General features: G+C 49.4%; 10 protein-coding genes. 4 read left to right on the top strand and 6 right to left on the bottom strand.

Going from position 1 to position 12486, the window contains the following annotated elements; genetic code table 11:
- The first annotated feature begins 17 nt into the window (after positions 1-17).
- Together CG67_RS09845 and CG67_RS09840 are read left to right on the top strand one after the other, a co-directional pair.
- A complete protein-coding gene (locus CG67_RS09845; protein WP_145959562.1) occupies positions 18-626 on the top strand; it encodes an acyltransferase in 609 nt (202 codons plus the stop codon).
- Between the two features lie 36 nt (positions 627-662).
- Entirely contained in the window at positions 663-935 is a 273-nt protein-coding gene (locus CG67_RS09840) for a hypothetical protein (RefSeq protein ID WP_025902780.1), read from the top strand.
- Positions 936-1029: 94 nt separating this feature from the next.
- On the opposite strand, the gene CG67_RS09835 is transcribed toward CG67_RS09840, so the two are convergent.
- Positions 1030-1638, bottom strand: coding sequence for an HXXEE domain-containing protein (locus tag CG67_RS09835; RefSeq protein ID WP_025902779.1), 609 nt, complete (start codon positions 1636-1638; stop codon positions 1030-1032).
- 1012 nt (positions 1639-2650) lie between these two features.
- Complete coding sequence (locus CG67_RS18095; protein WP_152975052.1) at positions 2651-3259, bottom strand: hypothetical protein; 609 nt, start codon at positions 3257-3259, stop codon at positions 2651-2653.
- Between the two features lie 583 nt (positions 3260-3842).
- Between CG67_RS18095 and idnO the strand changes: the two genes are divergently transcribed.
- On the top strand, positions 3843-4607 hold the full coding sequence (gene idnO, locus CG67_RS09825; protein ID WP_025902777.1) for a gluconate 5-dehydrogenase: 765 nt from the start codon (positions 3843-3845) through the stop codon (positions 4605-4607).
- A 188-nt stretch (positions 4608-4795) separates the two neighbouring features.
- A complete protein-coding gene (locus CG67_RS09820) occupies positions 4796-5794 on the top strand; it encodes a LacI family DNA-binding transcriptional regulator (protein WP_025902776.1) in 999 nt (332 codons plus the stop codon).
- 54 nt (positions 5795-5848) lie between these two features.
- On the opposite strand, the gene narI is transcribed toward CG67_RS09820, so the two are convergent.
- From narI to CG67_RS09800, 4 genes are read right to left on the bottom strand one after another with little or no spacing between them, the layout of a single operon-like run.
- A complete protein-coding gene (gene narI / locus CG67_RS09815; protein WP_025902775.1) occupies positions 5849-6526 on the bottom strand; it encodes a respiratory nitrate reductase subunit gamma in 678 nt (225 codons plus the stop codon).
- Complete coding sequence (narJ, locus tag CG67_RS09810) at positions 6526-7215, bottom strand: nitrate reductase molybdenum cofactor assembly chaperone (protein WP_025902774.1); 690 nt, start codon at positions 7213-7215, stop codon at positions 6526-6528. Before narJ ends, narI begins: the two co-directional genes overlap by 1 nt.
- The gene (gene narH, locus CG67_RS09805; RefSeq protein ID WP_025902773.1) at positions 7215-8747 is read right to left on the bottom strand and encodes a nitrate reductase subunit beta; all 1533 of its coding nucleotides are present in this window, start codon (positions 8745-8747) and stop codon (positions 7215-7217) included. The genes narJ and narH overlap by 1 nt, the downstream gene beginning before the upstream one ends.
- Positions 8744-12484: a nitrate reductase subunit alpha gene (locus CG67_RS09800; RefSeq protein WP_025902772.1), complete on the bottom strand. Its 3741-nt coding sequence runs from the start codon at positions 12482-12484 to the stop codon at positions 8744-8746. The genes narH and CG67_RS09800 overlap by 4 nt, the downstream gene beginning before the upstream one ends.
- Between the last annotated feature and the right edge of the window lie 2 nt (positions 12485-12486).

Here is a 12486-nt window from a genome sequence, read left to right as displayed (position 1 = left end):
ACCGGTATGGCGTTCTGGTGATTATATTAATCGCTTGTATTATGCTATTGCCACGGGGGAACATACTGTCCCTTCAGCAGAAGGATCCCCGGTTTTACTGGCAGTATCTCTGTATGATCAGCGATACGATTAATATGGATTTTCTTGCAGGGATTATCACTGCGATGCTCTACCAGAAAATGTCCGTACGTGCAGGCATTCAGCATTGGTTAATGATGCTGGCATCGGTGATTTATTTCATTGCTGCCGTCGGCTGGTTATATAAACCGTTCGGGGAACTCGGAAATAATCATACCAGTGTAATGACCTTGCCGTGTCTGCTGGTTTTTTTATCCGGGCTGAAACTCAGTAAAGTGAGAAGAATAAATTATTCCGGCTGTTTACTTTTTATAGGTGAAATATCCTATTCACTTTATCTGTTGCATATGGCTGTTATTTTTACGGTGATTGAATTATTTACGTGGTTCTTCGGGAACGACTATTTTGAGGTTTTTTCTCATCGTTTTAATTTGCTCTGCATAAGTTTTGGGATCACTCTTCTTTTATCCTGCGGGTATTATTCTCTGATTGAAGTCAGGTTTTCCCGCTGGCTGAGAATTAATTTTTTCAAATTTATTGGTTTATAAAATATTAAACTAACTCATTATCTTCACGGAGTTTTTATGAATAGTGAAAGGAAATCACGCAGCAATAAAAAGACCGAAATCCTGAAGGCTCTGGAAGAGTTATGCCTGGAAAATGGTTCGTCATCCGGGGGCAGCGGGGCGCTACCGGAGCTGCAGCACTGGCCGAAAACCCGGCAAATTTCAGACCGTTGTGATACCAGTATTTATGTGACCCGTGCCATCCTGTTACAGCTGGTGGATGAGGGAAAAGTTCTGAAGTCTCCGGAGCTCTATTTTAACTCTTTACGCTGGTATATCCGTAAGCGCTGACAATAGCCGGTATCCGTTGATTTATCTGAAAGCAGCAGTCCCCCGGAACCGGGACTGCTGAAAATGATTAAGGACAGGCCATTGCGGTATAGCATTACTCTCTGGTGAACAGACGACGTTTGACGTTCATTAAGAATTCACGGTACGACATACCGCTGGCAGAAACAACAATACGCTGGGCAATCAGCAGGCCTGCCGCCATATAGAGAAAGGCGAATAACCAGTCAGTAAAGGCCGGATCTCTATGGGTCACAAGGTAGTGCTGCGTAGAGAGGGATACCGGCATCAGGACAAAAATGGCCGTCACCAGGCCCGGAGAGTAATACCGGGTGGGTGACATCCGGATAGCCAGCAGATGGGCGATGACTTCCAGTAAACCCAGCAGCATCGGAGCAATTGCCAGGAATAAAACTCCCGGAAAGAAGAACGGGATAAAGACGATAAAGATGACATAACAGGAGGTGATAATCTGCCCGAAATGCAGGTCGTCCCCTTTAAAATTTAGCTGACTGGCAATCATTTCGGTGAATCCCCCCGGGAAGCGGCCTTCTTCCCACAAATGTAAGGTGATCCCGAAAATAAACAGGCCTGACATTCGTTGTGTTACAGGCATGAGCTGCCAGTGAGTCAGTGTGTAGATCAGTATGGCAATGGCCGCCAGACTGAATAACGCCAGATTATGCTTAATTATAAATTGCTTCATTTATTTTCTCCGTTATTCAGCATGGATAATGACCTGTTACACGGTTGACGGCAACCCATGCCGTTCTGAGATCCCGCAGACCCAATACCAGGGATTGCCGGGCATTGATCAAACTGTATTCGCTATTAAGAACGTTATGGTCAGCCCGCCTTCATAGGGCGACTGAAGCAGCGACTATTCTTCTTGTGCATTATGGCGCAGTCAGTTAGCGGTAGGTCCCGGGCTGGCCGAAAATAAGGATATAGCCAGTGTAACGCCGTTGTACCCCGCAGCGATAAATCATCATCAGGCGTAGGGGACGAAATTTGCCTTGCTGTATGTTAGCGGGTACACAGTGACTATCCTGACGGTAAGAAGCTGACCGTGCAGGCGTTCAGTCAGCGACCGGCAGAGAACACTGATTATTTTCCCGGATGCGCTGGATGAAGATAATGAACGGTATGGACGGGTCGTGATCCCTGAGTTATTGACTCCGTCGGTGACAATGACCGATTTTGTACACAATGAAGGGATGAGTCGGATTCAGACAGTCAGGAAAATAGTCAGCGAAGTACTGTATTCCGGAAAATGGTTACTCGTCGTTGCCTTTTATGCTCAGCATTGTAACGTCCTGCATGATGCTGATAGTCGCTGATAACAGAGTTCCCGGGCCGGTCAGGGAGATCACTGGCTGAACATTTGAAACGCGTTACGCAGGCGTAACTGACGGCCATAGCCAGTACGGTGTCACAAGCCTGACCCGGGAAACTGTTTATGCATTCTCCGGCAGGCCTATTTGCGTCAGCTCTTTTCACTCAGATAACCTGCCCTCTGACTCCCGGAATATCCTGTAAGTACCGGGAACCGGGAAGACAGGTCGGCAGGGCAGGGACGGATCAATATGTCTGCTGAGTTCCCGGCCTATCGGTGTCTGCATAGCATTTAAGATAATCGTCTGCCGAAGACAGTCGATATTCCGGGAAAAGATATCTGCAAGGCACCTCTCTGTGTCATGAGCTTTCCTGTGATGTCATCAGGGATTGACCAGGCGTCCGATAGCGCGGAAAAAGCTTTTGTTCCGGTGTCCTTTTTTGATAGCCCCTTCCCGGTAAAAATAAACTTTCCTCAGATTACAATGCAGGAGCTCAGCGATTTCTTTCGTGTTCAGGTTATAAAGATAACCGCGTAATAGCGATACCTGCTCTTTGGTCAAATCCAGACGGCTATGAAATATAACGCTATAATTTCTTTTACATTTTCCCTGATTGTCACGACAGAGAATACGAATAAAAAAACTGAAGTCGTCCAGAGGAAGCCGTTTATCCAGTTCAAAGTCAGCATTTTTAATATACATAAACTGGTGTAACACCGAGAGCAGACAAACCTTACAATGTGGATTTGCCGATTTTATCTTTAAAATATCATTTTCGGGGTCGATAACTATCGGACAGGTTGTCAGTATGTCATAAAATACGAAATCGAAATCCCTTACTGAACGATGATTTAGTAGTGCTTCTACCGAAGTAAAAGTGTAGACGATAATATTGTCAGAAATGTGCCTGCATATAGAAGAAATTGCCATGCAGGTATAGTTACAGGTATCGATAATGGCAATGGAACGAATGACTTCCTTGTTATTCATATAGCACCATATTTATATTATTCTGTTGATTTTTATAGGGAATTGGTTTTCTTGATTTTTCCGAAGTCAGTGTAAAACGTTATAAGCGTACCGGAGTATTATCTTTGGCTATTTTTCATCCTGTCGGATGGAGGTTTTAAACACTGGCATGCTTGAATTATCATCGGATTATGTCAGCTATTTGCCCTCTGTTCTATAGAGTCAGCAAAAATTATTTAAAAATAAGAATATTTCAGTTTTCTCTATTAGGCGGGTAACGATATTTAATAGTGTCTTCCTGTAGTTGAAATTGGGATAATAACTTATTTTTAGCAACTAATTTACGGCATTACCTTTATAACCGGCGTGGGGGAAATAATTGATTCCGGCAGTATAAGCCCGGAGCTTACATTTTCTTTACCGCGATATTTTTATCTGTGCATCAGTGTGTAAGACAGATAAGTATCGATGAACATTAGGAGGCAAATATCTGACAAGGATCACATATCTTCTCAAAGCTTCGTGAGAATGGCTGAAAAGCGTTTATTCCCCGGGCTGTTGCGCGTACAGTTACGCGTAACAGTTAGTGGTATGGGGGCAGAAAATGAGTAACTTATTTAACCTGAGCGGAAAGCGAGCCTTAATCACCGGGTCTACCCAGGGTCTGGGATTACTAATGGCTTATGGACTAGGTGAGCATGGTGCCGAAGTCATTATCAATGGCCGCAACAGGGAGCGTTGCGAACACGCCGTGACGCAATTACAGCAGGCAGGAATAACGGCACATGCCTGCGCATTTGATGTCACAGACCCGCAAGCCGTAGCGCAAGCAATTGAACAGATAGAGACGGGTACCGGTCCGCTGGATATTCTGATTAATAATGCGGGCATTCAGTTCCGTACACCTTTCACCGATTTTCCGGTTGAACAATGGGATAACATAATGAATGTTAACCAGAAATCAGTATTTCTGGTGTCTCAACAGGTTGCCCGCAGGATGATTGAGCGTAAGCGTGGAAAAATCATCAATATCTGTTCCATGCAAAGCGAATTAGGCCGCGACAATATTACACCGTATGCCGCATCCAAAGGTGCAGTAAAAATGCTGACTAAAGGCATGTGTGTTGAACTTGCCCGGTATAATATTCAGGTTAACGGTATTGCGCCGGGTTATTTCGATTCAGAAATGACATCGGCACTGGTCAATGATAAACAGTTCACTGACTGGCTATGCCACCGGACTCCTGCAGCCCGCTGGGGCAAACCTGAAGAACTGAAAGGAGCCGCTGTCTTCCTTGCCGCGCCGGCTTCTGATTTTGTGAACGGCCATATCCTGTTTGTTGATGGCGGCATGTTAGCGTCAGTTTAATCCGTCCGGGCGGGAGGCGATGCTCCCGCCAGTAAACGATCCCGCCTCTGCCTTTATCACTGACCGTAGACGTCACTGTGCCTTGTGTCTCCGGGTGATGGCCCGCATTACGTCAGACAGGGTTATCCGGGCAGTATCTGCATTTCACAGGTAGACTACCCGCGAAAAAAATACTTACAGGAAATGTTATGAAACGAAACCGTATGTCCCTGCAGGATATCGCGACCCTGGCAGGCCTGACAAAAATGACGGTAAGCCGCTATATGCGTGATCCGTCTAAGGTTTCAGAGCGTAGCAGATGTGCTATTGATGAAGTGATGCGCCAGCATAATTATATTCCTAACCGGTTACCGGAAATGCTGTCGGGGGCGGGGAGCAAAACGCTTGGTGTGATCATTCCGTCTTTCCGGAATCAGATTTTTTCAGATGTGCTGGAAGGTATTCAGCAGGTCGCAGAAAAGCATGGTTATCAGACAATTATTGCCAGTGATAACTATGATCCGCTGACCGGACAGGAAAAAATAATCACTCTGCTCTCCTACCATATTGATGGTTTACTGCTGACCGGTACACAGCACACTCAGACAGCCAGAGATTACCTGAAAACATCCGGTATTCCGGTGGCTGAGCTGATGGAAATAACTTCTGATCCACTGGATATTCAGGTCGGATTTGATAACCGGCAAGCCGCTTTTGATATGACCGGTGAATTTATCAGGCGCGGTAAAAAACAGATGGCCTTCATCGGTGCGATGGATGATCCGCGTGATGTCAGCCGCTATCAGGGGATGACGCAGGCATTACAGGAATATGGATTGTCAGGGCATCACTATGTCCCCGGAGCAATCTCCTCGATGGTGTTAGGTCGCCGGTTATTTCAGCAAATCATCGCACAGCATCCGCAAACTGATGCAATATTTTGTACGAATGATGATCTGGCGATGGGCGTATTGCTGGAGTGTCAGGCGCGTCGGATCAGGGTCCCTGAAGATATCGCGATTGCCGGTTTCCACGGTCTGGATATCGGTTCAGCAAATCAGCAAAAACTCGCCAGTGTGATCACACCAAGGCTGGAAGCAGGTCAGGTCGCTACCGGGTTGCTGATTGCACAGCTGGAAGGTCGCCGAACAGCGGGCAGTGAAACCGTGGATCTCGGGTATCGTCTGTTTACCGGCGATACTCTCTGAAAGCAGCGACAGGCGGTAAAGCCTGTCGTATAGTGTTCGCTGACAGGTGTCTGACTAATGTCGCGAGCGAACCAGCTGATAGCGACGGGTCAGATATTCTACCGGCGCACTCCAGATATGAACCAGACGGGTAAAAGGAAATACTAAAAAGAGTGTCATTCCTAGCACCAGGTGTACCCGATAGATCATGTCCACGCCATCCAGAAACGAGGCTGCATTACCCCGGAAAAAGACGATAGATTGTGCCCAGCCTGCCAGCTTCATCATTTCCTCGCCGTCCATATGACGGCTGGAAAACAGGATGGTCGTTACCCCGAGACAAGCCTGGAGCACCAGTAAACTCAGGATAAGAATATCGGCGTGGGTAGAGGTCGCCCGGACACGGGGGTTATACAGCCTGCGTTTCAGCAGTAATCCCCCTCCGATCACCGTCATGATGCCGCAAACACCTCCGGCCACCATGGCTATCTTTTGTTTCGTTGCAATCGGCAGGAAGGACTCATAGACCCAGTGCGGGGTCAGTAAACCAAACAGATGCCCGAAGAAAATTCCGAGAATACCGATGTGAAACAAATTGGAGGCCAGCGTCATGCCTTTTTTATCCAGCATCTGGCTGGAAGAAGCCCGCCAACTGTACTGGCCGTAATCGTAACGTAACCAGCTTCCTGCCAGAAACACCGTTCCGCACAGGTAAGGGTAAAGATCAAACAGAAAAGTATTCAGCCAGCCTATCATTTGACACCTCCGGCAGATAAATCCAGATACTGCGGTGTGACCTGGTCACGGAAGCGCTGGCGGTATTGTTGTTGTGCCGCATTCTTACATGCCGGATCTTCAATAAATTTCACCTGCTCTTCCTCCCAGATAGCATCCATTGCCTGCGGAGTATCATCGCGGGATTCTCCGGCAATTTTATCAAGCACAGTGTGGCTACGTAGCGGGCTGTCAGCCAGCACTAACAATTGGTCAAATAACACCCGATAGTCACTGCCCCGCTGTGTCAGACGACCGCCGAGCAGAGCCAGTATTTCAGCGATATCCCGTAACCCCTGACGGCATTCCTCTTCCGTGCACAGCGACAGATATTCCAGATACACCGGCAGGTAGTCGGGCAGCTCACGGCAATCCGGTTGCAATCCTGCAGCCTGGTATTGCGTCATTAAGTCGACCATCGCTTGTCCGCGGTCACGCGACTCCGCATGGACGTGTTCAAACAGCAGCAGTGAGGTGGCGCGTCCACGGTCAAAGGTTTCACACCATTCCTGCTGACGATCCAGTAACGGAGCCTGCAAGTAACGTTGAGTAAATTCGAGTAACTCCGGTGATCCTGCGGTGATAACTGCTAATATTTCTTCTGACGCTTCCCACAGTTCCTGAGAAGGATATTCCAGCATCACAGCAATCAGTTTTAATGGCTGCATCACTGATCTCCTGTTTTTTCGGACACATTGATGGCATCGATCCGGCGGCTGTTAAACAAATTAAAACGGGTATCACTCCCGTGGCAGCCATCACCGAAGGTAAATCCGCATCCGCTTTTTTCCGGGAATGCATGTCCGGCCATTTCACGGTGACCGGAAGGCACGACAAACCTGTCTTCATAGTTGGCAATGGCCAGATAGCGGTACATTTCTTCTGCCTGAGCCACTGTCAGTCCTGTCTCTTCAAGAGCCCGGGTATCGGTTTTGCCTTCCACCGTTTGAGCGCGTTTATAATGGCGCATCGCCATCATGCGTTTTAATGCTGAAATTACCGGGGCGGTATCACCGGCTGTCAGCATATTAGCCAGATACTGAACCGGAATACGTAGTTCTTCTACTGCCGGTAATACGCCATCGCTGGTTAAAGCCCCGGATTCAGCAACCGACTGAATCGGGGAAAGCGGTGGTACATACCAGACCATAGGCAGGGTACGGTATTCAGGATGTAACGGCAGAGCCAGCTTCCAGTCCATGGCCAGTTTCCAGACCGGCGAATTTTTTGCTGCTTCCAACACATTCTGCGGGATCCCTTGTTGTTGTGCTGCAAGGATCACCTGCGGGTCATTGGGGTCCAGGAAAATATCAGACTGGCGCTGATAAAGATCCTGTTCATTTTCCGTGGTAGCGGCCTCAGAGATCTTATCGGCATCATAGAGCAAAACGCCCAGGTAACGGATCCTGCCGACGCAGGTCTCGGAGCAAACGGTAGGCATACCTGCTTCTATACGCGGATAGCAGAAAATACATTTTTCAGACTTTCCGCTTTTCCAGTTGAAGTAGATCTTCTTGTACGGACAACCACTGATACATAAACGCCAGCCGCGGCAGCGATCCTGGTCTATCAGGACAATACCGTCTTCTTCACGCTTATAGATAGCACCGCTCGGGCAGGTTGCAACACACGACGGGTTCAGGCAATGCTCACAGAGGCGTGGCATATACATCATGAACGTATGTTCAAACTCGCCATAGATTTGCTTTTCCATATTCGCAAAGTTCTGGTCCGCTGAGCGTGTTTCAAATTCACCTCCGAGAATTTCTTCCCAGTTCGGGCCTGAGGTGATCTTATCCATGCGCTGACCGGTGATTAGCGAGCGGGGACGTGCCGTCGGCTGGTGTTTCCCCTGTGGCGCATTGTGCAGGTGCTGGTAATCGAAGGTAAAAGGTTCGTAATAGTCATCGATCCCCGGGACCAGCGGATTGGCAAAAATTTTACTTAATACCCCGACCTTGTTGCCGAGGCGAGGCTCCAGCCGGCCGTTGATTTTGCGGATCCACCCGCCGCGCCATTTTTCCTGATCCTCCCATGCGGTCGGATAACCTGTGCCGGGTTTACTCTCCACGTTATTGAACCAGGCATATTCCATACCTTCACGACTGGTCCAGACATTTTTACAGGTCACGGAGCAGGTATGACAGCCAATACATTTATCAAGGTTCAGAACCATACCTACCTGGGAACGTATTTTCATTGGTTAGCCTCCTGAACCTGATCATGGCCTTCATCGTCCAGCCAGAGAATATTTTTCATTTTGCGGACAATAATAAATTCATCACGGTTGGAACCCACGGTTCCGTAGTAGTTAAACCCGTAGCACTGATGGACATAGCCGCCGATCATATGTGTGGGTTTAGGGCTGATACGGGTCACTGAGTTATGGATCCCCCCACGCATCCCCGTCACCTCGGAACCAGGGATATTCGTAATACGTTCCTGTGCGTGGTACATCATGGTCATACCTGCAGGGACACGCTGACTGACCACGGCCCTGGCGGTCAGAGCCCCGTTACTGTTAAAGGCTTCAATCCAGTCGTTATCGCGGATGCCCATCTCTCTGGCATCTTCCTCGCTCATCCAGACAATCGGTCCGCCGCGCGAAAGCGTCAGCATCAGCAGATTTTCGCTGTAAGTGGAGTGGATCCCCCATTTCTGATGAGGAGTCAGAAAATTCAGTGTCTTCTCCGGATAGCCATTGGAAGGAATATGCTGCATTTTCTCAACACTACGCGTATTGATCGGCGGTCTGTAGCTAACCAGACTTTCTCCGAAGGCCCGCATCCAGGGGTGATCCTGGTAAAGCTGCTGGCGTCCGGTCAGAGTACGCCAGGGGATCAATTCATGGACGTTGGTATAACAGGCGTTATAAGAGACGTGTTCATCTTCCAGTCCTGACCAGGTCGGGCTGGAGATGATCTTTCTTGGCTGTGCCTGGATATCACGAAAACGGATCTTCTCTTCCTGTTTTGGCAGGGCTAGATGGGTATGGTCGCGTCCGGTAATTTCACCCAGAGCCTCCCAGGCTTTTACGGCGACTTGTCCGTTAGTTTCCGGGGCCAGTGCCAGGATCATCTCTGCGGCATCAATGGCCGTATCAAGCTGTGGCTGACCTTTGCCTGCGCCTTCAGCCCGGGTGTGATTCAGCTGACGCAGCAGTTCGACTTCCTTATCTGTGTTCCAGGAGATCCCTTTGCCGCCATTACCCAGCTTTTCAAGTAACGGACCGACAGAGGTGAATCGTTCACTGAGGGCGGGGTAGTCACGTTCAACCACCATGATATGCGGTGCCGTTTTACCCGGTTGCAGTTCGCATTCACCTTTGTGCCACTGTTTCACCTCGTAAGGTTGCGACAGTTCTGCAGGGGAGTCATGCTGGATAGGTAACAGCACCACATCTTTCTCTACCCCGAGGTGACCCGGACAGAGTTCAGAGAAGGTTCTGGCAATCTCTTTGTAGATTTCCCAGTCACTGCGGGATTCCCATACCGGGTCGACGGCTGCCGACAGCGGATGGATAAAGGGATGCATATCCGACGTATTCATATCGTCTTTTTCATACCAGGTGGCCGTCGGTAAAACGATATCGGAAAACAGGCAGGTACTGGACATCCTGAAGTCGAGTGTCACCAGCAGGTCCAGTTTTCCTTCCCGGGCGGGAGTCTGCCAGTCTGCTTCTTCCGGAGACATTTCCGGGTCTGCTACGGTTTCATCGCCCTGGATACCGCTGTCTATCCCTAACAGATAACGCAACATATATTCATGGCCTTTCGCCGACGATCCCAGCAGATTTGAGCGCCATACAAATAAATTTCGGGGATGGTTATTACCGCTGTCCGGTTGTTCACAGGCAAAACGTAACTCACCTTCCTTCAGTGCCGAAACGGTATAATCAACCGGGGATACGCCGGCCTTTTGGGCCATTGAAGCAATGGTCAGAGGGTTAGTATTCAGTTGCGGCGAAGACGGCAACCAGCCCATTCGTTCAGCACGGATGTTAAAATCAATCAACTGGCCGCTGAAGGCTTTTTTATCTGCCAGCGGAGATAACAACTCCTGTGTGGAGAGTTTCTCGTAGCGCCACTGGCTGGAGTGATTATAGAAAAAGGACGTCCCGTTCATATGGCGTGGCGGACGGGTCCAGTCCAGCGCAAATGCCAGCGGTTGCCAGCCGGTTTGGGGTCGCAGCTTTTCCTGACCGACATAATGCGCCCAGCCACCGCCGCTTTGTCCGACACAGCCGCAGAAGATCAGCATGTTCATCAGGCCGCGGTAATTCATATCCATGTGGTACCAGTGGTTCATACCGGCACCGACGATTATCATAGAGCGACCGTGGGTCTTGTGTGCGGTGTCGGCAAACTCGCGCGCGATGCGGATAATCTGATCCCGGGGAACGCCACAGATTTGTTCTGCCCATGCCGGGGAGTAGGCTTTTATTTCATCATAGGAGGTGGTGGCCTGAGTATCGCCCCAACCGCGATCGATGCCGTAATTCCCTAAGGTAAGATCATAAACGCTCACGACCTTCGCCTGTGTACCGTCAGCAAGAGTCAACAGTTTTGCCGGTAAGGTATGGACCAGTACCGGAGAGTGTTCGACATGGCGAAAATGCGGTGATTGCTGGCCACCGAAATAAGGGAAGGCCACTTCTGCCAGTTGATCATAATCTTCTGCCAGGCTGAGGCGTAATGTAGTCTCTTGTCCGCCTGCACGGGCCTCCAGGTTCCACCCGCCTTTCTGTCCCCAGCGGAAACCCGCTGAACCATTTGGGATCACTAACTGTCCGTCATGGTTAATCGCGACAGTTTTCCAGTCCGGATTATTACTTTCACCGAGGTTATCAGCCAGATCAGCGGCTCTTAACAGACGGCCTGCGCTGTAATAACCTTCATCGGTTTCTTCCAGTACGACCAGCATCGGCATATCTGTGTAGCGCCGGCAATAATTAATAAAATAGTCGCTGGGGTTATCGAGGTGAAACTCCCTGAGGATGACATGGCCCATCGCCATCGCCAGAGCCGCATCGGTTCCCTGTTTGGGGGCCAGCCATTGGTCACTGAGTTTCGCGACTTCAGCATAATCGGGGGTGATGGCGACAGTTTTCGTTCCTTTATACCGGACTTCAGTGAAGAAGTGAGCATCAGGAGTACGGGTTTGCGGGACATTCGATCCCCAGGCAATGATATAGGCAGAGTTATACCAGTCTGCCGATTCAGGCACATCCGTCTGTTCACCCCATGTCATCGGGGAAGCCGGTGGCAGGTCGCAGTACCAGTCGTAAAAACTCAGGCAGGTGCCTCCCATCAGAGAGAGATAGCGTGTACCCGCCGCATAAGAAACCATCGACATGGCCGGTATCGGAGAGAAACCCGCCACCCGATCCGGGCCATAATTTTTGACGGTCCAGATATTGGCAGCCGCAATTAGCTGGTTCAGTTCATTCCAGTCTGAACGGACAAAACCACCTTTTCCGCGGGCTTTTTTATAGCGGGCAGTTTTTTGCTCATCACGGACAATACTGTCCCAGGCATCGACCGGGTCGCTGAATTCCTGGCGGGCTTCGCGCCATAACTGGATTAACTGCTTGCGGACTAAGGGGTATTTGAGGCGGTTTGCACTGTAGATATACCAGGAGTAACTGGCTCCGCGCGGACATCCGCGCGGTTCGTGATTAGGTAAGTCTGAACGTGTACGTGGGTAATCAGTTTGCTGGGTTTCCCAGGTCACCAGACCGTTTTTTACATAGATCTTCCAGCTACAGGAACCTGTACAGTTAACGCCGTGGGTAGAACGGACAATTTTATCGTGCTGCCAGCGCTGCCGATAACTATCCTCCCAGTCACGGTTACTGTTCATCGTCTGACCATGATCTTTTGAAAACGTGCTGCCTTTTTGCTTAAAGTAGCGGAGTTTATCCAGTAGTTTGCTCATAT

The sequence above is a fragment of the Tatumella sp. UCD-D_suzukii genome, from assembly GCF_000611875.2.
Lineage (GTDB): Bacteria > Pseudomonadota > Gammaproteobacteria > Enterobacterales > Enterobacteriaceae > Tatumella > Tatumella ptyseos.
Note: the sequence above shows the minus strand (reverse complement) of the source record. Positions and strands in the feature narration are given on the sequence as shown.